We start from the raw sequence: 24075 nt of genomic DNA, 5'->3' as shown, positions 1-24075 counted from the left end.
TTGCCTTCAGCGTCGTCGTCAGGTTTCCGCCAGTCTCGCCTTCAACCTTGCTTTGCGGCCGCATGATCGAACAATACGGCCGGATTGGTGCTAGCTTGTGGCGCCGCTCACATCGGTTTCGGGGATCATCGTGTCGACATTCGAATGGATCATCGTGCTTCTGCTCGGCGCGGTTGGCTTATCGGCGCTGGCGCGGCGGATCAAGGTCCCCTACCCGACCTTCCTCGCCATCGGAGGCGCCCTGATCGCCTTCGTGCCGTCGAGCCCGTCCTGGACGTTGGAGCCGGACCTGGCATTGGCGCTTTTTGTCGCACCGGTGCTGCTCGACGCCGCCTTCGACACCTCGCTGCGGGACCTGCGCAACAATTGGGTTCCGGTCTCCACCCTGGTCGTCGCCGCGGTCGGGTTGACCACAGCGGGCGTCGCCTTCGTCGCGCACCGGCTGATGCCCGACATGCCCTGGGCCGCTGCGATCGCGCTCGGGGCCATCGTGGCACCGCCGGATGCGGCGGCGGCGGTCGCGATCCTGAGCCAGGTGAAGCTGCCGCATCGCATGGTCAAGGTCCTGGAGGGCGAGAGCCTGCTCAACGACGCCACCGCGCTGCTGATCTATCGCATCGCGGTTGGCGCGGTTGCCACCGAGCACCTGACATGGAGCCAGGTCGCACCGACCATGGCCCTCGCGCTAGTCGGCAGCGTCGTCGCAGGACTCGCTGCAGGCCGCATCATTCCGTTGTTCATGGAGCGGGTGAAGGAAGCGCCGAGCGCCATCATCTTGCAGTTCGCCACCACCTTCCTGGTCTGGATCGCGGCCGAGCATCTCGGCCTCTCCGGCATCCTCACCATCGTGGTCTATGGCATCACGGTTGCGCGCACAGCGCCAGCGCGCATCCCGGCACGGCTGCGGGTGCCGTCCTATGCGGTCTGGGAGACGATGGTGTTCGTGCTCAATGTGCTCGCCTTCATGCTGATCGGCATGCAGATGCGGCCGATCTGGACGCGGCTCGATGCCGAAGTGCGCTGGGAATACTGCGTCGCCGCCGCCTGGATCCTGCTCACCGTCGTCCTGGTCCGCCTGTTCTGGGTGACGTTCTACCGCACGACGCTGCGGGCGCTGGTCGCCCAAGGCATCTATCATCCGAAGGATCCGAAGCAGGTCGCTTCAGTCAAAGGCGGGCTCATCATCTCCTGGTGCGGCATGCGCGGCCTCGTCACGCTTGCGGCCGCCTTCGCCCTGCCGGAAAACTTCCCCTATCGCGACTTCATCGTCTTCATCGCCTTTGCGGTGGTGCTGGGATCACTGGTGATCCAGGGCCTGACGCTGCGGCCGCTGATCCTGGCCTTTCGCCTCCAGGACGACGATCCGGTCGGCACCGAGGTCGCGCGTGGACGCGCGGTCGCCTATCGCGCGGCGCTCGATGTCATCGAAAGCGATCCGTCGGAGGAAGCGGAAATCCTGCGGCTCGAATATCGCGCCATCCTCATGCAGACCGAGAACGATCCCAACGGCGGCATTGCCAATGGCGAACTGCCCGCCGATCCCCTGCGCCGCCGCGCCATCGAGGCCGCCCGCAAATCCATCTTCGATCTCCGCGCCACCGAGGTGATCGGCGACGATGCGTTTCATCGGCTCGAGGAAGAGCTCGATCGCGCAGAGTTGAGCGCGGGAGGATGATGTGAGCAGCCGCTTCGAAGTCGACAGTGGAGCTTGAACCAAACCGTTCCTCCCCAGACACACTCCAGATGACGACTCTGATCGACGACCGTCGTGTTCGCGCGCGTGATGCGTCGCCTGCACGATATTTCTACCTCCACATGTCGCTGGCCTGCGCTGCCACCGCGTTCCTCGGCTTCGCACCGACCTATTGGATCCCCCTCGCCAACCGGACACTTTCGGCCAGCCCGGTGGTTCATTTTCACGGATTGTTGTTCTTCACCTGGTCGCTCTATTTCGTGCTCCAGAGCTGGCTCGCCGCCTCCGGCCGCGTAGTCAATCATCGTTCGCTCGGCATCGCCGGCGTCTCGCTGGCAACCGCGATGACAATCTTCGGATTCCTCACCTCCGTGCACCTGATGAAGCATGCCGCCGCGCTCGGCCAGAAGGAAGCGGGCATCACCTTCTCGATCGTACCGATGAGCGGAATCGCGTTCTTCGCGGTCGTGTTCGCGCTCGCGATCGTGAGCACGCGCAGGCCGGAGATCCACAAGCGCCTGATGCTGCTCGCCGCGATCTCGATTCTCGACGCCGCCATCGCGCGCTGGTTTCTCACCTTCCTCGCGCCTCCAGGACCGCCGGGCCCGCCCCCGGTGCCGGTCACCATCGCTCCCGCCGTCGTCGCCTCCCTACTGCTCGTCGTCGCCATGGTGCGCGACTGGCGCAGCGAAGGCCGCGTGCATCCGGTCTACATCTACGGCACGCTCGCGCTGCTGGCGCTGAAGGTGCTGAACTGGCCGGTCAGCGAGACGGCGGCGTGGCATACGTTTGCCGGCGGGATATTGGCTCTGGCGCAGTAACTCTCGGTGTCGTCCCGGACAAGCGCGCCGCAAGCGCGCGCCGATCCGGGACCATAGCCACTGCCCACGGTTGGGCGAAGACTCGGAGCTACCAGGCGGCAAAAAACTGCTCGCTGTGGTTATGGGTCCCGGGTCGCGCTTTGCGCGCCCCGGGACGACGGCGGAGAGTGAGGCGACGCCTACGCCCCCGCCTTGCAGGTGATCCCGCCGTCGACCACCAGTTCGATCCCCGTCACATACTTCGACTCGTCCGAGGCCAGGAACAGCGCGGCGTTGGCGACGTCGAAGGCATCGCCCATATGGCCCATCGGCACCTGCGCGTCGCGGGCGCGCCACATCGCTTCGACATCGCCCTTGGCGTAGCTGTTGGCCAGCCCTGCGGAATGCTCGACCATCGGCGTCTTCATCAGGCCGGGCAGGATGGCGTTCACCCGCACATGGCTCTTCGCGAATTCGATCGCGGTGGAGCGCGTCAACTGGTTCATCGCCGCTTTGCTGGCGTTATAGCTGACATAGGAAATCCCGACGTGGCGAATCGAGGCGATCGAGGAGATGTTGATGATCGAGCCGCCGCCCTGCTTCACCATCACGGGGATGACATGCTTCATGGCGAGATAAGCGCTCTTGAGATTGACGGTGAAGACGCGGTCCCAGCTCTCCTCGGCGACATCGACCACGCTGCCCATTTCGGCGATGCCGACATTGTTGTCGAGCACGTCGATGCGGCCATAAGCTTTCAGACATGATGCGATCATCGCCTCGATCTCGGTCGGCCGCGAGACGTCGGCCGTGAACGCGGTCGCCTTGCCGCCTTCGCCGGCGATGATCTTGGCGGTCTCCTCCGCCGCCGCGCCATTGCGATCGACGCAGAACACCTGCGCGCCCTCGCGCGCGAAGGTCACCGCGGTGGCCTTGCCGTTGCCCCAGCCCGGACCGATCGAGCCGGCCCCCACCACCATCGCAACCTTGCCCTTGAGCCGATCCATCCCGTGTTCTCCTTGTTGTTGTTCTTGTAGCCCGCATGTCGCTCCGCTCATGCGGGCTACGGATTGTCGCAAACTTTCATCGTGGTGACGTTAGCACCGATCCGATGCCCGACAATCTCCGACAGCGTCCGGCACTGTCCATCATGGCACAGCCGCCACTCCCCCGCCGCGCCCGAATTGCCGAGCACGACCTCCGGCAACGGCGGACGCCGCGGCGTCCATTGAAACCAGCGATCGATCAGCCGATTTTTGGGAACCGGACGGTGCGGCGAGGGTAGCGCGGCGGTCGCGCCGCACGCCCAGTCCATCACGTCCGGGCGCGCGCTCCCCTCACTGGAACGTCATGTCCAGGCATTTGGAGATGTCGGAGCCAAGGCCCGAGGAGATGATGATGCAGCCGCGCACCTTCTGCGCGCCCACGTCGGCGGCCCAGACCGAATAGCCGCCGGGGCCGAAGAACGAGTTGGTGTTCGGCGGCTCGGTCTCGGTGGCGTCGAAATCATATTTGCCGTCGGTCTCGAAGATGCGCGGCTTCCTGGTGCAGCCGCCGTCGGTCTGGACGTTGATGACTTCCTTGTTGTCGCGGGTCAGCGCCAGCGAGACCTGGCAGCGGAAATATTCAGAGGTCTTGGTGTTGAAAAGATAGGTGTAGGACTTGCAAGTCGCGGTGTTCAGCTTGCCCGGAGCAAGGCCGCGGCTGCACGAGATGCGTTGATTGTGGCTGAGCTGGTAATCATCGGCACGCGCAGCCGGCGCCAGCGCAGTCAGCGACAATGCAGCAGCCCAGCAGAGTTTGATCACATGGCGCATCCGAATCATCCCTAACCAAAATTTTGTGGAGTTGCGTTCTAGACGGAAAGCGGAACATAGTCGCGAGGGAACGAAGGGAAAATCACAAACTGCTGGGCAAGCTGTGATGCGCTGCGGCGCTTTCGCGAATTGACCTTGAAGCGCCGTTCGTGATTTGTTCAAGCCTGGATGTCCCGACCGTGGGAGGATGGGAATGACGGCATTTTCAATCAATTCATTTGCAATCGCAGCCGCGCTCGGCACCTTTGCCGCGCCCGCATTGGCGCAGGCCCCGGCAACACCGTGGGAGCTCAAGTCCGATATGGGCTACGCCTATGACAAGGAGGGTAAGACCTACTCCTACAAGATGGGCACCAGCAATGCCGGCGAACTGCTCAAGGGCGCCAAGAAAGTGCCGAAGGGCACGCTGTTCTTCATCGGACACAACGGCCAGCTCTATATGCGCACGGGCCCTTATCTCGAAGGCGACGGCAAGTTCAAGTTCGGACCGGATCAGTAGCCGGTAAGGGCGAGCGTCGGCGTCGCCACTTACTCGGTGTCATCGTCCGCGGAGGCGGACGATCCAGTATTCCAGAGGCCGCAGTGATGAATCGAGAGCCCGCGGCGTACTGGATGCCCGCCTTCGCGGGGCATGACAGCGGAAGATGCGGCAAGAGCGAGCGATCTTAGAACGCGCCCGCCAGCTCCTTCGCGCCGGGCTTGCCGCTGTTCACGTCCATCCGCTCATCCGTCACCGCGAGCAGCTTCGCCACCGTGTTGTGGCGGATCGCGACCGGGTTGCGCTCGTAGCCGCCGCGCTGGAAGAAATTCGAGGTCGGCACCCGCTCGCGCATCGCCTGCGGCATCGTCACCATGTCGAGGCCGGTGCCGTCGCCGGTGAGATTCATCATCTCGAGCTCGGCGGCGGAGAGCGGGCGGGTGTAGCCCTTGGCGCGCGCGAACAGCACCGAGGTCAGCAGCTTGTGGGTCTGCAGCATAGGGCCGATGTCGACGTCGAGCACCATCGCATGCATGGCCCAACCCTGCGGGGTGGCGCCCATCTTCTCGTGATCCGACCAGGTATCGGGCACCGACTTGGCGTGTGCGACCATCTTCTTCAACACAGTGAGCTTGTGCTCCAGCGCATGCCGCGCCGGCCCCGACGTCCGCGCCACCTTCTCCGAGAGCGCGCGGATGAGTTCATGGCCCTGCTCGGCGAGCAGCTCGACGCTGTTGGTGGTGAGAAGCTGATTGTAACCCATCGCGGTGGAGATCGCGCGCTTGCCGCCGTGCTCGATTCCCGCTTGGACGTCGTAGGTCCCCGTGCCGCCGGTCTCGAACGAATAGACCCGCACCGCCTGCTCGCGCGTCAGGCCATGGGCCAGCGCGTAGCGCGCATAGGCGCGCTTGAACTCTAGCTCGCTGGAGGGACGCTGCGGCGTGAACTGGTAGAGCTCCTGCGCCGCGCGCAGGAAATCGGCGACGACGGGGATCGGTTTCCTCGCGGGACGGTCCGGCGTTTCCTCCGGCTCCGGGTTCACCGGCCGCTTCGGCCCGTTGTAGAGCGGCGGATGCTCCAGCACGTAGTCGTCGAGGGTGATCTGCTGCCCGCTGCGGCGCTTGGCGTTGCGGCCGCGACGCTTCTCGGAGATCTGGCTCCAATAGGCGCCGGCCTCGGCGTCGAAGGCCGCGCGCGCCGCCTGATATTCCGCCAGCTTGCGGCGATATTCGAGCACGGCGGGCGAGGCCCCGCCTTGCGCAAAGAACTGCGACAGCAGCTGGGCATTGGCATTGCGGACGGCCGGCGGCAGCGCGTCGGCCTCACGGCCCCGCGCGGCAGGCGCGAGCAGGACGAGCGCGAGTGGAACCAGCGCAAGGCGATGTCGAATCGAACGATGCATGCCGCCGTCTTAGCAGGCATCCGGTAACCGTCACGTTAACGTGCCGTTTACCATGTCATTTCCAGGCGAAAACCGGCTGTTCCAGCTCGGTCACGCGGGTGTGTCGCCCTGCCAGCACCTCGCGGAACTGGTAGATCAGGGCCGCCGTCGGCGCGTGGATCAGGCTCGTCTGGTGATGGAAGCGGATCACGCGTCGCGCGCTCTCGGGGATCGCGATGAAGTCGAAGGCGTCCTCGCGCTCGATCGTGGTGAGCGCGATGCGATGGACGGAGGCGACTTCGTCCGGGTTCGACCTGATCGCGGCGCTGTCGGCGGCCCAGACCACGACAGGTGTGATCAGATAGCCGGAGCGGGTCGGATAATCGTCGAGCGTGCCGAGCACGTCGGCGCTGGTGAGGCGAAGACCGAGCTCCTCGTCGAGTTCGCGCAGCGCGGCCTCGATCGGCGTCTCGCCAGCATCGCAGCGCCCGCCCGGCAAGGCCCATTGGCCGCGATGAGCGCGCAAGTGCGACGCGCGTAGCGTGAGCAGCAATGCAGTGTCATCGCCCTCGTCTGCTGCCGTCAGCGCGACCGCCACCGCGGCGCGCTTCAAGTACGACGGCGCGTTGCCCTCCGGCAGGCGCGCGAAGGCGGCGCAGGCATCAGCGATATTCCGCCGTGTGGCATCTTCGAACGGTCTCATGATGCTTGACTACACCACGTCCGGCCTCGATGAAATGAGCTCGCAAGCAGAGCAATGGACGACGGGATGACCAACAAAACCGCCGCAAGGCTGAAATCAGAGGGCTGGAGCATCCTGGAGACCACGGGCTTCCTGCACCTGATCGGCCCCTTGTGGGAGCGCAAGGTCGGCGGCCAATACGAGTTCGCGCTTGCCACCGAAGACAAGCACCACAATCGCCGCGGCATGGTCCAGGGCGGCGTGATGATGACCTTCGCCGATCGCACCTGCGGCATGTCCGCCCGCTACGTCTCCGGCAAGGAGTACTTGGCGACGGTGCAGCTCGACACCCATTTCGTCGAGGCCGGACAGATCGGCGACATCCTGATCTCCCGCCCGCGCGTGGTGCGCTCGACGCGCAGCCTGATCTTCATGAGCACCGAAGTGACGGTGGACGACCGCTGCATCGTGATGGCGAACGGCGTGTTCAAGATCCTGAAGGGGCCGGGATAGGCGCTCGGTCTGGCTGCCGCCGCGGCCAACCACACCCACCGCTGTCGTCGAGTATGGGCCCGAGCGTACCCTCACCGTCATTGCGAGCGCAGCGAAGCAATCCAGCATCTGTCCGCGGATGCATCTCTGGATTGCTTCGCTGCGCTCGCAATGACGGAGTGAGACAGCTATGCTGTTGTCAGCAGAAGCAGCAAGGACAGCCCATGCAATACCGCCAGCTCGGCCGCAGCGGCCTGAAAGTGTCGCCGATTTGTCTGGGCACCATGATGTTCGGCGGGCCGACCGATGAGGCCGGCTCCAGGCGCATCATCGCGAAGGCACGCGATGCCGGCATCAATTTCATCGACACGGCGGATGCCTATTCGAAGGGTGCGTCCGAAGAGGTCGTCGGTCGCGCCATCGCCAGCAACCGCCACGCCTGGGTGCTCGCGACAAAACTCGCCAATCCCATGGGTGAAGATCCCAATCGCGGTGGGCTGTCGCGGCGCTGGGTGTTGCAGGCCGCGGACGAGAGCCTGACGCGGCTCGGCACCGACCACATCGACGTCTACTATCTGCACAAGGAAGACCATGCGACGCCGCTGGAAGAGACGGTGCGCGCGATGGGTGATTTGATCCGCGCCGGCAAGGTGCGCTATTTCGGCGTCTCGAACTACCGCGCGTGGCGCGTCGCCGAGATCTGCAACATCTGCGACCGGCTCGGCATCGACCGGCCCGCGGTGAGCCAGCCTTATTACAACGCGATGAACCGCATGCCCGAGGTCGAGCATTTTCCGGCCTGCTCTTACTACGGTCTCGGTATCGTGCCCTACAGCCCGCTGGCGCGCGGCGTCCTCACCGGCAAGTACAAGCCCGATGCTGCGCCGGACAAGGAGACGCGCGCGGGTCGTAACGACACTCGCATGATGCAGACCGAATGGCGGCCGGAATCGCTTCAGCTCGCGCAGGAGATCAAAGCCCACGCCGAGAAGAGAGGCATCACCGCCGGCCAGTTCGCGGTCGCCTGGGTGCTGAACTCCGCGTTCGTGACCTCCATCATCGCCGGCCCCCGCACCGAAGAGCAGTGGGACGATTATATCCGCGCGCTCGACTACCGCTTCACTGCGGATGACGAACGCCTGGTCGATCGCCTGGTCGTGCCGGGCCATCCCTCGACACCGGGCTACAACGATCCTGCCTACCCGATCGAAGGCCGCCGCGCGCGGACGGCGTGAACCGAGGAGACGGCCATGCCGCTGGAAGATCGTTTGGGCCTTCCGCTCTCGACCTCTGCGCACGAGGCGGCATCCAGCTATCGCGAGGGCGTCGACCTCATGCTCGCGGGGTGGACCGGCACGGCGGAAGCGCTGGAGCGCGCGATTGCAATCGATCCGGATTTCGCGCTGGCCCATATCGCCCGCGCTCGCGTCCACGCGTTCTACCAGCAGGGCGATCTCGCACGGCAGAAGGCGGCGGTCGCGCGCAAGCTCGTCGCGCGGCGCGGCACGGAGCGCGAGCGCTCGCATGTCGAGACGCTGGCGCTGGCGATCGAGGGGCGGCTGCCCGAGGCGATTGCGGCGATGCGCGAACATGTCGAGGCATGGCCGCGCGATGCAGTGGTGCTGTCGCTGCCGCTCGGCGCCTTCGGCCTGTTCGCCTTCTCCGGCATGGCCGATCACGACCGCGCGCGGCACGAGCTGTGCGAGCGCGTCGCGCAGCACTATGGCGAGGACTGGTGGTTTCTCACCATGTATGGCTGGGCGATGACTGAGAATGGCGATGTTGCGCGTGGCCGTGGCGTTACCGAGCGCGGATTCAATCTGCGCCGCGCCAATGCCCACGCCGCGCATGCCGTGCTGCATGCGATGTTCGAGGACGGCTCGATCGAGGCGGCCGATCGCCTCGTCGACGACTGGATCCCCGGTTACGACCGCGCCGGAATTTTGCACGGCCATATCCGCTGGCACCAGGCCCTCGGCGCGCTCGAACAGGGCGATGCGGCGCGGGCGCTTTCGATCTATGCCGACGTGCTCCAGCCGTCAGTCACGCAGGCGCCGCCGCTCAATGTGGTCACAGACGGCGCCTCGCTGCTGTGGCGCCTGTTGGCCTACGGCCACGCCGTGCCAGACGCGCTCTGGCGCGATGCCGACGCCGCTGCGCAAAAGCTATTCCCGAAATCCGGCTTGCCGTTCGCCGACGTCCACATGGCGCTGTTTGCCGCGGCAACGCAGAACCACGAAGCCCTAGCCGCGCGCCTTGCCGTGATCGAACAGCGGCTGGCGGAGGGCAAGCTGCCGGCCGGCCCGGTGGTGCCAGCGATCTGCCGCGCGCTTCTGGCCTTCGCGGATGAGGACTACGCGGCCTGCGTGCAGGTGCTCGCGCCGGTTCTCACCGACGTCGTGCGCATCGGCGGCAGTCATGCCCAGCGCGAGCTGATTGAGGACACCTATATCGTCGCTCTCATGCGCAGCGGCGAGCTGCCTCGCGCTCGCGGCCTGCTGGAGGCCCGCCTGCATCGCCGGCCCTCCCTGCGCGATCGGCGCTGGCAGGCCGCGATGGGCTAGGCTCTGCCACGAAAAAAACACCAGACTGACGGCAAGTGACGACGGGTGGGGCTGGGCGATTTCGGCAAATCGCTTTGAGGTGGCGCGGTGGTATTCCAATCGGGTTCAGCAAGAAAAACGGGATCGCAACCAATTTGTGGTTCGATCGTTATCGAACGGAACTTTTCCATGGTTCCCTGGCATGTGAGCCCTCCGATGCGCCTCCGCTGGCCGGTCCTTGGTGTTGCCCTTCTCGCCGTGGCAAGCCCTTGTTTTGCCGAGCCTTCTGCTCCCATCCCGGTCAACAACCCGCCGGCGCAGCAGAACGACTTTATTGACCTGCTGGCGCTGATGTCCGGCCATTGCAAGACGCTGAAGATCGCCGGGCGGACCTTGGCGTGTAGGACGGTAGCCTACGCCCACGGCGATAAGGGCCGGGTCAATTTCGCGGTCGCGGTCGACGATCCCACTGACGCCAATCACGTGGTGTCGTTCTCCGGCGAGAACGGCAAGCGCGCCGACGACAATTCCTATGAGCTGCCGGTCGACCGCATGCTGCTCAACTCCAAGGACCGCCCCAAGGTCGACGGTCTGCCGGTACCGGCGCAGCAGACCTCCACCGGGGTCTGCCGCCAGACCGGTAATTTCGCCGCTAGGAAGGTGAACGACGTCACCTGCTCGGCGACCGACAGCGAGGGCCGCAAATATGAGCTCCTGTTCGTCTCCGATGGCACCCCCGTGAGCGTGCGCCGCATCCGCCAGTCGGCGCCGTCGATCCAGGATCCTTTCAAGTAGCGGCATGCTCTGCCGGCATCAGTGTGTACGATCGTGGTGATGCCACGGGACCAACCATGATGCGCGATCGCCTGTTTCTGCTGCGCCCCGATTTCGAGGATCCCGCCTATCCGGGCCAACGGTTCTATTGCTGGCATTGCGCGCTGATGGAGGGCGTGCTCGCCTCGTTTCCGTCGCTCGCAGCAAGCTCGACGTCGAACGCATCGCCTGGGCGCGGCCGCGGCAAGCCGTGATCGCACTGGTCGGCGAACAGAACCAATTACTGCCGCTGCTCGTGCTGGCGGATGGCGCGACGTCGCAGTACCAGACCGGCAGCCATCAGGGCCGCGCCTTCATCGCCGACAAGGATGCGATTCTCGCCGCGCTCTCCGAGCGCCACGGCTTTCCCGATCCGCATCCGTGAGGGATGCCCGAGATGGTTGCCTCATTCGCGACGAAGTGATGGCGACAACACGCCAGGATGCGGCAATAAACCTCCGCGAGACTCCGTTCATTCACATGAACGTCGCACTCTGCGTCGTTTCGACGCCCGCACTGGCCGGAACGCGCCGGATGCTCATCTGTTGTCACACGACATTCAACTGGAGTGATGACATGAAATATCTCTTTGTCGCGTTTGCCGTCGGTGCTGCGGCGCTCGCCGGCGGATCAGCGGCGAACGCGGCCGGTGGTTCCAGCGCGAAGCAGACCGCGCAGGAAAGCCAGACGACCGACATCAGCGCACACCGCAGGCATCATCATTGGCATGGTCACCGCCATCATTGGCGGCACCATCACAGCCACTACCGGCCCTATTATCGGAGCTATGGGTATTACCCGCGGCACCACGGTTATTACGGCGGCGGTCCGTACGGTTACTACGGCGGTGGTCCCGGCGTGACGTTCAGCTTCGGCGGCGGACGCTGGTAAGCCAGACGCAGCCGAGAGACAGGAGGCCCGCAGAGATGCGGGCCTTTTTCTCATCGCCTCAGCATCATTTCCGCCGTCGCGAGGCCGCTCGCCAGCGCCGCTTCAACCGTGCCCATGTCACGGCCGCGATAGAGCGCTTCTCCGGAAAACAGAATCATCCCGTCGGCGCGCGCAAGAACCGCCTGCGCCTGCCGCGTACGTGGTGTTGCCCAGGAATAGGCGCCGCGGGCGAAGGGATCGTGCGTCCAATTGATCGCCGCCGACGCCATGAGGTCATGTGCAATGACCTCGCGCGGTAGCTTGAAGATGGCGGCGAGCGAATCGAGCCCGGCCGCGATCAGTCCTTGCGGATCAAGACGCGACAGCTCCGCCGTCCGCGGGCCGCCGAACCATCCGGTGAGCAGCGGATGCTGGTCCGGATATCGCGTCCACCACACTGGAATCGTCTCCTCCGAGAGCAGGAAGGTCATGTCGGCGAGATATTCGCCTTGGTCGCGCCACCATGGTCGCGTGAAGCGGAGCAGGATCTTGATGACGTTGCCGAAGCCGATGTCGTCGGCGGCCGCGGCCCTCGCACGCGCGCTCGGCGGCAGCGCGATCTCGCGCAACAGAGGCAGGGGCACGGTGAGGATCGCGCGATCGCCGGCCAGCCCGTCGTCGCCGGCGCAGCGAATCGCCACGGCACCGCCCTCCTCCTCGATCGCCGACACCGTGCAACCGAGCCGGATCGCAACGCCGAGGCAGCGGCATTCGGCCGCCAGAACGTCGATCAGCGCGCCATAGCCGCCCTCGATGCGGGCCTGCGGCGCGTGACCGCCATCCATCCACTCCTCGCGCAGCGCCAACGTCGAGGCGCGCTCGGGGTCTGCCGCGTCATAGCCCTCGACCATGCGCTCGATCGATTGGCGCAGCGGTGCATAGTCCGCTCCGGCAAAATGACGGCGCAGGAAATCGGCCACAGGGAGATCGTCCTTCAAGACCCTGAGCATGGCTTGCAGCTCCGCCCCATGCAGATCGTGGCGGTCTTCGCGTGAAAGGCCCATGCCGTCGAAGCTCCATTGCGTGCCTGCGATCTCCCGGAGGGACAACCCGGCTTCGCGCAGCAAGGCCCGCGTGACCGGCGCCTCGCCATGGACGAACTCGGCGCCGCCATCGGCGGGGTAGCCGAACTGCGAGGCCGACAGCGGATGGATGCGCCCGCCGCAGCGCTCGCGCGCTTCCAGGATGGTCACGCGCCGGCCCGCGCGCGCCAGCTCCCGCGCCGCCGTCAGCCCGGCGGCGCCGGCGCCGGCGCCGACGATGACGATGTGCTCCGATTGTTGCGACATGCCGGCGCTCAACTGGCCCCGGCTTGCGGATCGTTCTGGATCAGATAGCGCAGCAAGAGGACACCGCCGCCGAGCTGACGCGTGCTCTCCAGCGTCATCGCCGCGAGTGGTGCACGCTTGTCGCTGTCCGCTTCCGTCGAGTCGAACACGAAGGGTGCACCCTTCGCGCCGTCGATGGCGGGGCTGAGGATCAGATTGAATTCATCGATGAGGCCGGCGCGCAGGAACGCGCCATTGGCAACGCCGCCGCCCTCCACCAGCAGGCGCTTCACGCCGAATTCGCGGCCGAGGATGTCCAGCGTGAGCGCCAGATCGATCTCGGACTTGCCGGCGAAAATGTAGGACACGCCTTCGCCGCGGAGCCCCGCGAGATGCGAATCCGGCACGCTTTCGGTGAGCACCACGACGATCGGATCGCCGCCGATGTCGGAGCGGCCCCAGCCGATCTTGCCCTGCGCATCGAGAACGACGCCATAGGTTTTCGCATCGCGTCGGACCAACCAGTTTTCGCGCGGAATTTTTCGCGCGCTTCGGTCGGGTACGGCTTGCCCTTGGCAAATTCCGAGCCAGTGACGCGGCCGATCACCCAGGCATCGCCGCCGAGTTCGTCATGGATCTTCTCGAACCAGTCCGTGCCCGCACCCTTCGGCCGCCAGCGGCTCGGATGGGTGCGGCCGTCCAGGCTCGAATGCATGAGACAAACGACGTAAGGCTTCATGTGCTTCTCCGAATCTCAAGCCGCCGACCCACCCGCCTTGGCGCGATCGTTCAGGATCACCGCCAGCGGATTGAGCTTTGGCGGCGCGACCAGCTCGAGCGTGTTGGTGTCGCGGTGATTGAACGGCGCGCCGCGCACGAACAACTCGGTCTGGATCAGATAGGTCCAGCTGCCGTCCTCGTTGAAGCTGATGTCGCAGCGATAGGAATCGGTGCGGAAGGCCTGCTCCAGGAAATCGGTCGAGCAGATCCCGTAAGCGGTGTCGCCGCGCTTCGCGCTGACGGAGATCTTCCTGTCGTCCGGTCCGGCCTTGCCCGAGGCGAGCAGCACCTGCCCGCGCGGGATCGCCAGCGTCTGCATGATCAGCCCGGTCGCCGGCTCCCACAGCCAATAGCCGACCTGGTCGTGGAAGGTGATGTCCTCCTCGGGCGTGTTGATGTGGATGTGATAGCGCAGCCCGTAGAACAGCTGCGGCCCGTTGGCCTGCGGATCGATCGGGTCCATGCGGATACGCTCGATGAAGGTGCGCCGCTCCGGTCCCGCCGCCTTCGGATTGACGTCGATACCCTTGTTCGCCTGCCAGCTGCCAGCCAGCGGGCGAAGCGGGCCGAGATTGGCAAGGCCGTCGGGCGAGACGTGCTCGGGCTCGGTGAAGATGTCGGCAGGAAGGGGAAGCATGGATGTCCTCGCGCAAGACTTACGAGAGCAGCCATAGCATGGAGGCGCGTCTGCGGCTCACGCGCGAGTCTCACAATTGCGAATGGGCTTAGGCGCTACGTGCAGACGGGCGCCGGAGTCGCGGAGCTGGCGAAGATGAGCCGAGCCAGCCTGGTTCGGCTCCGTCGCGATCCGTTAGCTTTCAGCCGCGCTCCGCGCGTCCACTTCAACGCCAGCCCGCCACGATCGCCACGCTGCTGCAATACGCCGATGTCTCGCCCGACCGCCAGCCGGTGAGCCGACCCGCCTCCTTGCACTCGTCATAGCTCTTGTAATTGCCGACGTTGCGGCATGTTGCCGAGTATACGCCGCCCGATACGTTACAGCCGACCCATGGCTTGTCGCCCGACTTGAAGCTCGACTGGCAGCCGCCGACGCAATTGTTCGTGGTGGCGGCGAGCTTGGCAAGCTTCGCGGCCTCGGAGTGCGGTGCGACCGTTGCCTGCGTCGGTGAGATTGCGGCAGACTTGGTACTGCGGCCGACCGCAGAACGCAGTGGCCTGTGAGGCCTCGCGATGTGCTTCGGCGCTTCGACCGTGACGCCAGGAAGCTCGATGTTGGCACCTGCCGGCGTCGGTTGCGACATTGCCGTGCCACCGAGGGAGCACACGAGCAGCGTGATCGATGAGACGGCGAGAGCGGGACGCGCAATCAGGCGTAACGGAAACGTCATGACGATGTCCTTCCCAACAAGAGGACGGTCCATTCCGCCCTCCATGACGAGGATATCGCATTCGCATGAAAGTTGAAGTTGGATCTCCTACAACCAGCCGACAACTCTGGTCCCGCGACAGATCAATCCGGCATCACCGGCGACGTGGCTGACGATGCCGGCGCGACCAAGGACTGCTCTCAAGCCGCTTCCGACATCGATCTCGCGCGCTGCTCGAGCACGCCGATCGTCGACACCAGATTGTCGCGTCGCGCGCGAAGGTTCAGCGCGAGCAGCGGGTATGTCGGCTGACTCGCGTCGAACACCCCGGCTCGGGCTTCTTCCTCGAGAATGTCGGTGTTGATGAGCCGGACGCGCCACCACAGATCCGCGATCAACGCATCGAGTTTGAGTTCGCCAACAGCACCAGAACGGGACACTTCCTGCATCGCTTTGCCTCAATCTGAAACGGGCCTCTCCACTGAGCCCGGCTTTGGTCACGATTGAGCAAGCAGAGTGCCAGACAGGGCGGGGCGATTGGGGGCGGAATCCGCTCCGCACGGTGCGGCCCTTCGGCGCTCAGCGGAAGCTGAACGTGCCAGGGGACCATCACGTCTTGCGTGCTTCCAAGTTGGCTTCACCTGCTCGGCTTTCCTACTCTTAGGCAGCGACGATGATGACAACGCCGGAGGGTATTCAGCTCACGCCGCCCGCCGTTTCCGTCGCGCCGGGGGGGCTTGCCACGACAGGCCAGCGAGCGGCACGGGCTTGCTGAAGTGAAATCCCTGGCCGAGCGGGATGCCGAGTGACTGGAGCCGCTTAACCTGCTCGGAGGCCTCGATCCCCTCGGCGACGATCGAGAGCTTCAAGGTCTTCGCGAGCTGCACGATGGACTTCAGCACGGCGACGGTCTCGCAGCGATCGATCCTGTCGATGAACGATTTGTCGATCTTGACCTTGTCGAAAGGAAAGGCCGTCAAATAGGACAAAGACGAGTATCCGACACCGAAATCGTCGAGGGCAATTGAGACGCCGAGCGCCTTGAGGCGCTGGAGCGTCTTGAGGTTCTCCTCGGTGTCGGCGAGGAATACGCTCTCGGTGATCTCGAGCTCGAGCCGGGTTTGCGGAAGGCCGCTCTGCGCCAACGCAAACGCTACGGTGTCGACCAGATTGGTGCTGGCAAATTGCAGGGCAGAGAGATTGACAGCGACCTTAACGTCGGCCGGCATGCTCATCGCATCGCGGCAGGCCCGGGCAAGCACCTGATTGCCGAGTTCGACGATCAAGCCCCCCGCCTCCGCAACCGCAATGAACTCAGCCGGAGGAATGTAGCCCCTGGTGCGGTGATGCCAGCGCGCCAGGGCTTCGACCGACTTTACCCGGCCGGTGCCGAGCTCGATCACGGGCTGATAAAACACCTCCATCTCATCGCGCCAGATCGCTTCGCGCAGCTCGATCTCGAGCACGTTGCGCTGATCCGCTTCCGCCTTGAGCTCCGCTGAATAGAGGTGGAAGCAGCTGCGGCCGGCATTCTTCGACCTGTAGAGCGCAAGATCGGCGTTGCGAAGGATCTCATCGACCCTGGTACCGTGCTCGGGCACGAGCGCAAGGCCAATGCTACAGCCGATCACGACGGGATGGCCATCGATGTCATAGGGCTCAGCAATGGCCTGGATCAGCCGCTCGGCTAGGCTTGCAGCGCCGTCGCGCGTCGCGGCCACGATCACGGCAAACTCGTCGCCGCCAATTCGCGCCGCCGTGTCGGCATCACGAATCTGCGCCTTGATTCGGTCGGCCACCTGCTTCAGCAACGCGTCGCCGCATTGATGGCCGAGCGCATCATTGACGGACTTGAACTTGTCAAGGTCGAGCAGGAGTACCGCGAACGCAGGCTCCGGCCGGCGCAAGCGGGCCAGCGCCTCGTCGATGCGCTCCTTGAACAGGTTGCGGTTGGCAAGGCCGGTCAGGCTGTCGTAATGCGCCAGCCGCTCGATGCGGTCCGCCGACGCCTTGCGCTCGGTGATGTCCTCATGAGTAGCGACCCAGCCGCCGCCCTCGCGCCGGCCGTAGGAGATGTAGACGACCCGTCCATCGGGAAACTGCACGGTGTTCGAGATCTGCTCCGACCCGGCGAGCCGGTTCTTCAAATCGACGAGATAGGCCTCGACGTCGAGCACGGCGGTCTGTTTTGCGAATACATCCCGGAAATGCATGCCGATCCGAATGTCTTCCGGCAGGAGGCCATAGAGTTCGAGCCATTGCCGGTTGAATGCGATCAGGCGGTCACGGCCATCGAACATGCTCAAGCCCTGGGGGAGATTCCTGAGCGCATCCTCGAACTTGCTGGCAAGATCGCGCCGTTCGCGGTGAGCGCGATCCAGCGCTTGCTGCCGTCGCCAATGGAACGTCGTCGCGGCGAGGATAATGAACGTAAGCAGCAGCGCGCCGCCGAGATAGACCTTCTGCCTAAAGGCGGAGCGAGAATAAATCTCCTGCTCCGAAATGCCGACGGTGAAGATGAGCGGAAAGGCGCGCGACCTGCGCGCCGTGATCAGCCGGTCGCTGCGGTTCGGTCGGTTCTCGTTCCAATATTGCACATAGAAGCCGTCACCGAGCTCGCGCTCAACGCGGCTGGGTGCGCGTTGTCCGAGCACAGAGCCCTGGTCCACGCCCCGGGCGGCGAGCACGACGTAGTTGGCATTTCTGAGCACCAGCGTTCCTCCCACGCCGAGCTTTGCCGTGTCGTAGAACTTGCCGACCACGTCGACGCTGATCGAGCCGACGACCACCCCGGCCGGATTCCGCGCGAGGTCGAACAACTTTCTTGCGAGCTGGATCGTCCATTTGTTCGAGGCCCTTCCCAGCACCGGCTTGGCGACGTAGAGGCGATCGTCCGCTTGCGCCGTGACACTGATGAAGTGCTCCCGGTCGCCAAGATAAAGCGGCGGGCCGGAATAGCCCGCGGTCGTCTCGATCATGTATCCGTCCGATCCGATCAGCGCGAACTGAACCACGTCGCCGGTCGCAATGCGGGCCTTGTCCGACCATGACTTCAAGCTGAAGGTGAGCGGATCCTGGGCGTAGAGCGCTCGTACCACCAGCAATGACTGATCGACGCGCTCGAAGATGCGTTCGGTGTTTTCCTCGAACAGTTCGGCGACGCTGTCGCCGTGCGAGCGCGCCTGCTCGACTGCGTCCGCCCGCTCTGATGAGGTGATCGCGAAGTAGCCGATCCAGACCAGCGGTAGGAAGAATAATGCGACCTGCAGCGGGGCATTGCGCAAGATCGTCTGCGCCGCCCTGCGGATTGCTCTCCCGAGCACCATCATGCCCGCTCCCGCGTCGACCGCAGAGGAAGTACAATGCGCATTGCCGGAAACAGCACCGCCTCTCTCCGTCTCGATTGCACAGGGACGGCCACGGCCGGAAACGGGACGCGGGCCTCTCCCTGGCCCGAAGCTAGTCAAGACATCCTTAAGTTTTGGTTGGAATCAAGCTCAATTCTTGGGCTTGCGACGCCCGTATGATCACGGAGGTTAGCCCGCTATTGAGCAACCGGGCGGTATTTGCATATTGGGCAGGCACTGTTTTTCCCGCGTGGCCGTTGCGCGGCCTCATCCCGCGCGCGCAAGAACAATCGCGCCGGACAGGATGAGGATGCCCCCTGCCGCATAGCTCAATCTTCGGCCGAACGGCAGCAGCTTCTCGCCGGCGACATAGAGCGCGATGCCGATGATCCAGGCCAGGTTCATCACGCCACCGACGAACAGCAATAGCATCAGAAACCAGCAGCAGCCGACGCAGTAGCTGCCGTGGCGAAGTCCCATTCGCAATGCGCCGCGCGTGCCGGGCCGCCAATGTCGGCTGAGAAACAACAGCGGGCTCTCGCAGTAGCGCAGGCACGCCTGCTTGAAAGGCGTGAACTGATAAAGCCCTGCTGCAATCAGAACGCAGCCGCCCAGAAGCGCGCTGGTGCTTGCCATCGCCATCGACAGCAATCCGAAGTGTTCAAACGCTCCTTGCACCAGGACCGCAGCGAGACTGAACCCCGCCCACGTCACGAGATAGCCGGCGAGAAAGATCCAGCTATCGATTGCGGCGCGGGAGGCCGTCTCCTGCTTGCGCTTGGCGGTCGCATACAAGAGAACGGTGGGCGCCGCGCTCGGCGCCATCATCGCGACCATCATCACCCACCACATCACGAACAGCAGCACGCCATAGAACGGCGTCCACGGCATCGGCGCCATGTCCGGCATGTCGGCCATCATCTCGGTGTCCATGCCGGCGCCCGCGGCAAGATAGGCCCAGGCGAGCGCCACCACTGTTACGGTCCCGATCGCGACGATCAGCCGATCGCGGTGTAGCAGGTGTTCCAGTATCGAGCGCCCGTGCATCGACTTGTCCAAGCGATAAGGAGCTGACACCGAGGTTTTGTGTCGGTGTCAGCGCCGTATCATGCGGCAACCCCCTCGGGCGTCTGCACGACATTGGCGAGCGAGCTATGCGTACCCCGGGCCTCGAACAGGATAGCGCCGGTCGAGCGGATGTTGGCGGATGCGACCTCGGCCGCCCGATGTTCGAATCCCTCCGGCATGACCACCTGAATGCGGTGCGGATCACCGGTGACCGGATTCTTGATCGGCTCGACTTCAGTCTCGAGCACGCCCTTGGCAACGAGTTTTGCGACGCGTCCGGCTTTGTCGAAGGAAAACTCGAACGGTGCGAACACCGGATCGTGGATCTTGGTAACGATCATGCTGACGATCTGGAAAAGCGTGCCTTCGGCCGAATGCTTGCCGGAAAAGATATCGAACAACGCCTGACGCTGCTCCGCCGTGGCGCGTTCGTCGATGATGGGCTGGATTGTCCCATTGCCCTCATGCAGCGGCCCTGGGAAATCGACCGTGATCGCAAAGCAGAGACCATCGAGCCTGGTCCCTTCGAAATGTCCCTTGGCGATCCGCATGGCGACCATTCCCTTGCAATAGCCTTGGGTCGGCCGTGCATTGAAATCGCAGGGGCAGCCAAACGCGCAGGTGCAGTTCTTCAACCATTCGCCTTCGAGACGCCAGTCAGACGCAGCCATGGCACATCTCCCAATGTGAGCGGGGACGCGGCAGCCTTGACGATTTGTTCAGCGTTCTATCGAGGCAAAAGGGCGCGAGCGGGATCGAGGTTCGATCAGAAGGCCGGCATCGCAGGAAAAGTATGGTGGCGAGCTGCCGTTTACCGTCCAAGGATCATATCAGCCGCCGCGGGTCACGTATAGCGAACGAGGGTCGTGCCTCAGGAGCAGCCACATCTCACGGACGTCCGACGTCACGGGCATGGTGCCCAGGGGCGGAATCGAACCACCGACACTGCGATTTTCAGTCGCATGCTCTACCAACTGAGCTACCTGGGCGTGCTCGAAGAGAGGGGCCAAAGCCCATCGAGCGGGCGGTTTATAGTGGGCTCGGGGCGGCCTGTCCACCCGGCTTCGCCAAGAGGCTTCGCCGGGCGCGGCCCGGCTGTGCACAAGGTCGGGCGGGGTTTTCGCGGCTGGCGGGCGGAGAGGCGCTCGCTAAGACAAAATATTGATATTATTCATCTATTCCACGTCGTCCACTTCATCGTCGCGGCCGGGGATGACGTAGGAGCCTTTCAGCCAGCGGTTCAGGTCGACGTCGCGGCAGCGCGGCGAGCAAAAGGGACGGGTAGCCTCTGACTGCGGCTTGCCGCAGATCGGGCAGGTTTTGAGCGGGGCGGCGGGCGGTTTGACATGATCGTTCATGGTCGCTGCAGCTTACATTGAGTAGGGCGATTCAAGCGCGTGCCGGCAAACGGGTTCCACCCGCTCCAGCGCGCCGGCATGCGGTAGCGCCATTCTACGGTGCAATGGGGTTGTTTTCGCGATTTGCGCCGCAGGCTTGCCGGCTCACACCGCGGTGGTGGCATTGAGCCAGCCGAAGCGGATCGGAAAGCCCTCGCCGCCGAGCAGCGTGGCGGTCTCGTAGAGCGGCAGCCCGACGACGTTGGTGTAGGAGCCCACCATCTTCACCACGAAAGAGCCGGCGATGCCCTGCACCGCGTAACCGCCGGCTTTGCCGCGCCATTCGCCGGAGCCGATATAGGCCTGGATGTCGTCCTCCGAGAGGCGCTTGAAGCGGACGCGAGTCTCGACCAGGCGCTGGCGGAAGGCCTCGCGCGGCGTGACGAGGCAGATCGCGGTGTAGACGCGGTGGTTGCGGCCCGACAGCAGCCGCAGGCACTGCGCCGCTTCGTCGACGAGGTTCGCCTTGGGCAGGATGCGGCGGCCGACCGCGACAACGGTGTCGGCGGAGAGGATGAAGGCGCCGCGCAGCTCGTCATCCAGCTGCACCGATTTGAGCGCCGCATCGGCCTTGGCCCGGGCGAGCCGGTTGGCGCAGGCGCGCGGCAGCTCGCCCCGCCTCGGCGTCTCGTCGACATCGGCCGGCCGGAGCGCGTCCGGCTCGATGCCGGCCTGGTTGAGCAGCGACAGCCGACGCGGCGAACCGGAGGCAAGTACGAATTTGGGGCGGCCGAGCATCAGGTGATTTGGGGGATGAAGCGGGGTGAATTGCGCGCGGAACCTATCGGAAGGGGGCTGATTTCACAACCCGGGAACCTAAAGGTTTGGTGATTCGAGCTTGCCATCACGCGTGTGCCCTTAGTCTGTGACGCGGGTGTTACGAACGCCGCTTGCTACCCGCTCGCCGCGCCCACCTTCGCGAATCGCCGGCGGATGCGCATCAACAGCTGATCGCAGACCTCGCGATAGGCGGCGAGCTTCTGGTCGCGGCTGCCTTCGATGGTGGTGGGATCCATGGTCGGCCAATATTCGACATCGGCCGCGAGGGTCCGCGTCAGCTCCAGGGCCTTGTGGTGCGCCTCAGGCGACAGCGTGATGATGAGGTCGAAGTTCAACCCCTCCCAGTCCTCCAGCTCCTCGAAGGTCTGCGGCTTGTGGGCGGAGATGTCCTGGCCGAGCTCGGCCATCACGGACACCGCAAACGGATCGAGCTCGCCCTTTCTGGTCCCGGCCGATTTGACGTAGAGCCCTTGCGGAAACATGTGCTGCAACAGGCTCTCGGCCATCGGCGATCGCACGCTGTTCATCGCGCAGGCGAACAGCACGGACTGCGGATTGCTTGCGCGTGGGGGCGCAGCCATCCGCGACTAGCCTTTCCAGTGCAGGACGGTGATGAGCGTGAACAGCCGGCGCGAGGTCTCGAAATCGACCCGCACCTTGCCCTTCAGACGCTCCTGCAGCGTGCGCGATCCCTCGTCATGGATGCCGCGGCGACCCATGTCGATGGCCTCGATCTTGTCCGGCGTCGCGGTGCGGATCGCCTGATAATAGCTGTCGCAGATCATGAAATAGTCCTTCACGATCCGCCGGAACGGCGTCAGCGACAACAGATGCGCGACGACGGGCGTGCCGTCCTCGCGGCGGATGTCGAACATCAGGCGGTTGCCCGTGATGCCGATATGCAGCGTGAACGGGCCCTGCCCCTCCGCGCCGTCGGGCGCGAACAGGTTCTGCTCGATCAGGTCGTAGATCGCAATCGCGCGCTCATGCTCGATGTCCGGGCCGGAACGGCCGATCGAGTCCTCGTCGAGCGTGACGCCGACGATGCGATTGGTCGAGTCGTCCTGTTCGGGCGGCTTTGTCATGACAGATTGAGGCGCAATCCAATCGAGCGCGAATGGGCATCCAGCCCCTCCGCTTGTCCGAGCGTCATCGCGGCAGGGCCGAGCGCACGCAGCTGGTCCGGGCCGCATTTCAGGATCGAGGTGCGCTTCATGAAGTCGTGTACCGATAGGCCTGAGGAGAATCGCGCCGAGCGCGCGGTCGGCAGCACGTGGTTGGAGCCGCCGACATAGTCGCCGATGGCCTCCGGCGTATGAGCGCCGAGGAACACCGCACCGGCGTTGCGGATCTTTGTAGCGAGCGCGTCGGGATCGACAGTCATGATCTCGAGATGCTCGGCGGCGATGGCGTCCGCGAGCGGGATGGCATCGGTCAGATTTCTCACCATGATGATGGCGCCGAAATCGTTCCACGAGGCGCCGGCGATCGCGGCGCGCGGCAGCGTCTTGAGCTGCGCCGCGACCGCCTTCTCGACGTCGGCGGCAAGCCGTGCGGAATCGGTGATCAGGATCGACTGCGCGCTCGCGTCATGCTCGGCCTGCGCCAGCAAGTCTGCCGCGATCCAGTCGGCATTGCCGGTGTCGTCGGCGATGACGAGCACCTCGGAGGGGCCGGCGATCATGTCGATGCCGACCTTGCCGAATACCAGCCGCTTGGCGGCGGCGACATAGGCATTGCCGGGGCCGACGATCTTGGCGACCGGCGCGATGGTCGCGGTGCCGTGCGCGAGCGCGGCCACGGCCTGCGCACCACCGACGCGATAGATCTCGGTGACGCCGCCGAGATGGGCGGCCGCCAGCACCAGCGGGTTGAGCTTGCCGTCAGGCGAAGGCACCACCATGACCAGGCGCGCGACGCCGGCGACCTTGGCGGGCACGGCGTTCATCAGCACCGAGGACGGATAGGCCGCGGTGCCGCCGGGCACATACAGGCCGGCGGATTCGATCGCGGTATAGCGCCAGCCGAGCTCGACGCCGAGCGGGTCAGTGAAGCGCTCGTCCGCCGGAAGCTGACGCCGGTGATAGGTCTCGATGCGGTCGCGCGCGAGCTGGAGCGCGCCCAGCGTCGCGGCATCGCAGGCCTTCGTCGCAGCATCGATCTCGGCGGCGGTGACGCGCAGGGACGCCGCATCCAGCGTCAGCCGGTCGAATTTCTGCGTGGCCTCGAGCAGGGCCGCATCGCCGCGCTTGGCAACGTCGTCAACGATCGCGCGCGCGGCGGCCTCCACATCGGCCGAGACCTCGCGCTTGGCGGCGAGGAAGGCCGAGAATCGCTGGTCAAAATCGGCGCTGCTGCGGTCGAGACGAACGGGCATTTTATGATGGTCTTTTGGCTGGGCTTTTGGAGAGCGGGCTGGCTGACCCGCCCCCCTGCTCAATGGCGCGACGGCCACCCGCCGTCAACCCTTCCACTGCT

Annotated in this window: 24 protein-coding genes, 1 tRNA gene and 3 pseudogenes; 9 read left to right on the top strand and 19 right to left on the bottom strand. The window is 64.8% G+C overall.

Features of this window, described 5'->3' with window-relative positions; translation table 11 throughout:
* The first annotated feature begins 97 nt into the window (after window positions 1-97).
* Window positions 98-1675 carry a cation:proton antiporter gene (locus tag LPJ38_RS08775; protein WP_145640271.1) on the top strand — a complete coding sequence of 526 codons (1578 nt, stop codon included), beginning with the start codon at window positions 98-100 and terminating at the stop codon, window positions 1673-1675.
* Between the two features lie 68 nt (window positions 1676-1743).
* A complete protein-coding gene (locus LPJ38_RS08770; protein WP_145640273.1) occupies window positions 1744-2514 on the top strand; it encodes a hypothetical protein in 771 nt (256 codons plus the stop codon).
* A gap of 179 nt (window positions 2515-2693) precedes the next feature.
* On the opposite strand, the gene LPJ38_RS08765 is transcribed toward LPJ38_RS08770, so the two are convergent.
* The 3 genes and pseudogenes from LPJ38_RS08765 to LPJ38_RS08755 form a co-directional block, all read right to left on the bottom strand.
* A complete protein-coding gene (locus LPJ38_RS08765) occupies window positions 2694-3500 on the bottom strand; it encodes an SDR family NAD(P)-dependent oxidoreductase (RefSeq protein ID WP_145640276.1) in 807 nt (268 codons plus the stop codon).
* Between the two features lie 56 nt (window positions 3501-3556).
* A pseudogene (locus LPJ38_RS08760) lies at window positions 3557-3760 on the bottom strand (DUF1850 domain-containing protein); the annotation flags it as partial.
* Window positions 3761-3830: 70 nt separating this feature from the next.
* Window positions 3831-4310 carry a hypothetical protein gene (locus LPJ38_RS08755; RefSeq protein WP_167520689.1) on the bottom strand — a complete coding sequence of 160 codons (480 nt, stop codon included), beginning with the start codon at window positions 4308-4310 and terminating at the stop codon, window positions 3831-3833.
* Window positions 4311-4503: 193 nt separating this feature from the next.
* Between LPJ38_RS08755 and LPJ38_RS08750 the strand changes: the two genes are divergently transcribed.
* Window positions 4504-4809, top strand: a complete 306-nt coding sequence (locus tag LPJ38_RS08750; protein ID WP_145640279.1) for a hypothetical protein — start codon at window positions 4504-4506, stop codon at window positions 4807-4809.
* Window positions 4810-4975: 166 nt separating this feature from the next.
* Here LPJ38_RS08750 and LPJ38_RS08745 read toward each other — a convergent pair whose 3' ends face one another.
* Both LPJ38_RS08745 and LPJ38_RS08740 read right to left on the bottom strand, forming a co-directional pair.
* Entirely contained in the window at window positions 4976-6190 is a 1215-nt protein-coding gene (locus LPJ38_RS08745) for a hypothetical protein (RefSeq protein ID WP_145640282.1), read from the bottom strand.
* Window positions 6191-6245: 55 nt separating this feature from the next.
* The gene (locus LPJ38_RS08740; protein WP_145640285.1) at window positions 6246-6875 is read right to left on the bottom strand and encodes an NUDIX hydrolase; all 630 of its coding nucleotides are present in this window, start codon (window positions 6873-6875) and stop codon (window positions 6246-6248) included.
* Window positions 6876-6938: 63 nt separating this feature from the next.
* Here LPJ38_RS08740 and LPJ38_RS08735 point away from each other — a divergent pair, with 63 nt between their 5' ends.
* The 6 genes and pseudogenes from LPJ38_RS08735 to LPJ38_RS08710 all read left to right on the top strand — a co-directional run bounded on the left by LPJ38_RS08735 (window position 6939) and on the right by LPJ38_RS08710 (window position 11590).
* Window positions 6939-7364, top strand: a complete 426-nt coding sequence (locus LPJ38_RS08735) for a PaaI family thioesterase (protein ID WP_167520691.1) — start codon at window positions 6939-6941, stop codon at window positions 7362-7364.
* 203 nt (window positions 7365-7567) lie between these two features.
* Window positions 7568-8578 (top strand): aldo/keto reductase, encoded by a 1011-nt coding sequence (locus tag LPJ38_RS08730; protein ID WP_145640291.1) that lies wholly within the window; start codon window positions 7568-7570, stop codon window positions 8576-8578.
* Window positions 8579-8593: 15 nt separating this feature from the next.
* Window positions 8594-9907 carry a tetratricopeptide repeat protein gene (locus tag LPJ38_RS08725; protein ID WP_145640293.1) on the top strand — a complete coding sequence of 438 codons (1314 nt, stop codon included), beginning with the start codon at window positions 8594-8596 and terminating at the stop codon, window positions 9905-9907.
* A gap of 195 nt (window positions 9908-10102) precedes the next feature.
* A complete protein-coding gene (locus tag LPJ38_RS08720) occupies window positions 10103-10681 on the top strand; it encodes a hypothetical protein (RefSeq protein ID WP_145640295.1) in 579 nt (192 codons plus the stop codon).
* Between the two features lie 56 nt (window positions 10682-10737).
* A pseudogene (locus LPJ38_RS08715) lies at window positions 10738-11084 on the top strand (DUF3088 domain-containing protein).
* Between the two features lie 191 nt (window positions 11085-11275).
* On the top strand, window positions 11276-11590 hold the full coding sequence (locus LPJ38_RS08710; RefSeq protein ID WP_167520701.1) for a hypothetical protein: 315 nt from the start codon (window positions 11276-11278) through the stop codon (window positions 11588-11590).
* 50 nt (window positions 11591-11640) lie between these two features.
* Here the strand turns inward: LPJ38_RS08710 and LPJ38_RS08705 are convergent, their stop codons facing one another.
* The 14 genes and pseudogenes from LPJ38_RS08705 to hisD all read right to left on the bottom strand — a co-directional run bounded on the left by LPJ38_RS08705 (window position 11641) and on the right by hisD (window position 23974).
* Window positions 11641-12918 (bottom strand): flavin monoamine oxidase family protein, encoded by a 1278-nt coding sequence (locus tag LPJ38_RS08705; RefSeq protein WP_145640297.1) that lies wholly within the window; start codon window positions 12916-12918, stop codon window positions 11641-11643.
* 8 nt (window positions 12919-12926) lie between these two features.
* Window positions 12927-13636: pseudogene (locus LPJ38_RS08700) on the bottom strand (RibD family protein).
* Window positions 13637-13651: 15 nt separating this feature from the next.
* On the bottom strand, window positions 13652-14314 hold the full coding sequence (locus LPJ38_RS08695) for an FABP family protein (protein WP_145640299.1): 663 nt from the start codon (window positions 14312-14314) through the stop codon (window positions 13652-13654).
* 205 nt (window positions 14315-14519) lie between these two features.
* Window positions 14520-15059, bottom strand: a complete 540-nt coding sequence (locus LPJ38_RS08690) for a hypothetical protein (protein WP_167520692.1) — start codon at window positions 15057-15059, stop codon at window positions 14520-14522.
* A 146-nt stretch (window positions 15060-15205) separates the two neighbouring features.
* Window positions 15206-15454, bottom strand: a complete 249-nt coding sequence (locus LPJ38_RS08685; RefSeq protein ID WP_145640301.1) for a hypothetical protein — start codon at window positions 15452-15454, stop codon at window positions 15206-15208.
* A gap of 252 nt (window positions 15455-15706) precedes the next feature.
* Window positions 15707-18334, bottom strand: a complete 2628-nt coding sequence (locus LPJ38_RS08680) for a bifunctional diguanylate cyclase/phosphodiesterase (protein ID WP_145640303.1) — start codon at window positions 18332-18334, stop codon at window positions 15707-15709.
* A gap of 285 nt (window positions 18335-18619) precedes the next feature.
* Window positions 18620-19399: a DUF2182 domain-containing protein gene (locus tag LPJ38_RS08675; RefSeq protein ID WP_231088594.1), complete on the bottom strand. Its 780-nt coding sequence runs from the start codon at window positions 19397-19399 to the stop codon at window positions 18620-18622.
* A gap of 59 nt (window positions 19400-19458) precedes the next feature.
* Window positions 19459-20091 (bottom strand): DUF1326 domain-containing protein, encoded by a 633-nt coding sequence (locus LPJ38_RS08670; protein ID WP_145640305.1) that lies wholly within the window; start codon window positions 20089-20091, stop codon window positions 19459-19461.
* A gap of 242 nt (window positions 20092-20333) precedes the next feature.
* Window positions 20334-20409, bottom strand: a tRNA-Phe gene (locus tag LPJ38_RS08665).
* 186 nt (window positions 20410-20595) lie between these two features.
* Window positions 20596-20778, bottom strand: a complete 183-nt coding sequence (gene yacG / locus LPJ38_RS08660) for a DNA gyrase inhibitor YacG (protein ID WP_145640307.1) — start codon at window positions 20776-20778, stop codon at window positions 20596-20598.
* A gap of 144 nt (window positions 20779-20922) precedes the next feature.
* Entirely contained in the window at window positions 20923-21555 is a 633-nt protein-coding gene (locus tag LPJ38_RS08655) for a Maf-like protein (RefSeq protein ID WP_145640309.1), read from the bottom strand.
* Window positions 21556-21710: 155 nt separating this feature from the next.
* Window positions 21711-22178, bottom strand: a complete 468-nt coding sequence (locus tag LPJ38_RS08650) for an arsenate-mycothiol transferase ArsC (RefSeq protein WP_060734707.1) — start codon at window positions 22176-22178, stop codon at window positions 21711-21713.
* A 6-nt stretch (window positions 22179-22184) separates the two neighbouring features.
* A complete protein-coding gene (locus tag LPJ38_RS08645; RefSeq protein WP_008543010.1) occupies window positions 22185-22682 on the bottom strand; it encodes a UPF0262 family protein in 498 nt (165 codons plus the stop codon).
* Window positions 22679-23974 (bottom strand): histidinol dehydrogenase, encoded by a 1296-nt coding sequence (gene hisD, locus LPJ38_RS08640; RefSeq protein ID WP_145640311.1) that lies wholly within the window; start codon window positions 23972-23974, stop codon window positions 22679-22681. The genes LPJ38_RS08645 and hisD overlap by 4 nt, the downstream gene beginning before the upstream one ends.
* Window positions 23975-24075 lie beyond the last annotated feature (101 nt).

Origin of the sequence: Bradyrhizobium daqingense (assembly GCF_021044685.1) — a bacterium.
In the GTDB taxonomy this organism is placed as follows: domain Bacteria; phylum Pseudomonadota; class Alphaproteobacteria; order Rhizobiales; family Xanthobacteraceae; genus Bradyrhizobium; species Bradyrhizobium daqingense.
The sequence above is the reverse complement of the archived record's forward strand: the minus strand, read 5'-3'. Positions and strand labels throughout refer to the sequence as shown.

What these genes read in the sequence shown, in the direction of transcription:
- LPJ38_RS08770 (WP_145640273.1), top strand. Translation starts at nt 1,744, where the DNA reads ATGACGACTCTGATCGACGACCGTCGTGTTCGCGCGCGTGATGCGTCG.
- LPJ38_RS08765 (WP_145640276.1), bottom strand. Translation starts at nt 3,500, where the DNA reads ATGGATCGGCTCAAGGGCAAGGTTGCGATGGTGGTGGGGGCCGGCTCG.
- LPJ38_RS08755 (WP_167520689.1), bottom strand. Translation starts at nt 4,310, where the DNA reads ATGCGCCATGTGATCAAACTCTGCTGGGCTGCTGCATTGTCGCTGACT.
- LPJ38_RS08750 (WP_145640279.1), top strand. Translation starts at nt 4,504, where the DNA reads ATGACGGCATTTTCAATCAATTCATTTGCAATCGCAGCCGCGCTCGGC.
- LPJ38_RS08745 (WP_145640282.1), bottom strand. Translation starts at nt 6,190, where the DNA reads ATGCATCGTTCGATTCGACATCGCCTTGCGCTGGTTCCACTCGCGCTC.
- LPJ38_RS08735 (WP_167520691.1), top strand. Translation starts at nt 6,939, where the DNA reads ATGACCAACAAAACCGCCGCAAGGCTGAAATCAGAGGGCTGGAGCATC.
- LPJ38_RS08730 (WP_145640291.1), top strand. Translation starts at nt 7,568, where the DNA reads ATGCAATACCGCCAGCTCGGCCGCAGCGGCCTGAAAGTGTCGCCGATT.
- LPJ38_RS08725 (WP_145640293.1), top strand. Translation starts at nt 8,594, where the DNA reads ATGCCGCTGGAAGATCGTTTGGGCCTTCCGCTCTCGACCTCTGCGCAC.
- LPJ38_RS08720 (WP_145640295.1), top strand. Translation starts at nt 10,103, where the DNA reads ATGCGCCTCCGCTGGCCGGTCCTTGGTGTTGCCCTTCTCGCCGTGGCA.
- LPJ38_RS08710 (WP_167520701.1), top strand. Translation starts at nt 11,276, where the DNA reads ATGAAATATCTCTTTGTCGCGTTTGCCGTCGGTGCTGCGGCGCTCGCC.
- LPJ38_RS08705 (WP_145640297.1), bottom strand. Translation starts at nt 12,918, where the DNA reads ATGTCGCAACAATCGGAGCACATCGTCATCGTCGGCGCCGGCGCCGGC.
- LPJ38_RS08695 (WP_145640299.1), bottom strand. Translation starts at nt 14,314, where the DNA reads ATGCTTCCCCTTCCTGCCGACATCTTCACCGAGCCCGAGCACGTCTCG.
- LPJ38_RS08690 (WP_167520692.1), bottom strand. Translation starts at nt 15,059, where the DNA reads ATGGACCGTCCTCTTGTTGGGAAGGACATCGTCATGACGTTTCCGTTA.
- LPJ38_RS08685 (WP_145640301.1), bottom strand. Translation starts at nt 15,454, where the DNA reads ATGCAGGAAGTGTCCCGTTCTGGTGCTGTTGGCGAACTCAAACTCGAT.
- LPJ38_RS08680 (WP_145640303.1), bottom strand. Translation starts at nt 18,334, where the DNA reads ATGATGGTGCTCGGGAGAGCAATCCGCAGGGCGGCGCAGACGATCTTG.
- LPJ38_RS08675 (WP_231088594.1), bottom strand. Translation starts at nt 19,399, where the DNA reads ATGCACGGGCGCTCGATACTGGAACACCTGCTACACCGCGATCGGCTG.
- LPJ38_RS08670 (WP_145640305.1), bottom strand. Translation starts at nt 20,091, where the DNA reads ATGGCTGCGTCTGACTGGCGTCTCGAAGGCGAATGGTTGAAGAACTGC.
- yacG (WP_145640307.1), bottom strand. Translation starts at nt 20,778, where the DNA reads ATGAACGATCATGTCAAACCGCCCGCCGCCCCGCTCAAAACCTGCCCG.
- LPJ38_RS08655 (WP_145640309.1), bottom strand. Translation starts at nt 21,555, where the DNA reads ATGCTCGGCCGCCCCAAATTCGTACTTGCCTCCGGTTCGCCGCGTCGG.
- LPJ38_RS08650 (WP_060734707.1), bottom strand. Translation starts at nt 22,178, where the DNA reads ATGGCTGCGCCCCCACGCGCAAGCAATCCGCAGTCCGTGCTGTTCGCC.
- LPJ38_RS08645 (WP_008543010.1), bottom strand. Translation starts at nt 22,682, where the DNA reads ATGACAAAGCCGCCCGAACAGGACGACTCGACCAATCGCATCGTCGGC.
- hisD (WP_145640311.1), bottom strand. Translation starts at nt 23,974, where the DNA reads ATGCCCGTTCGTCTCGACCGCAGCAGCGCCGATTTTGACCAGCGATTC.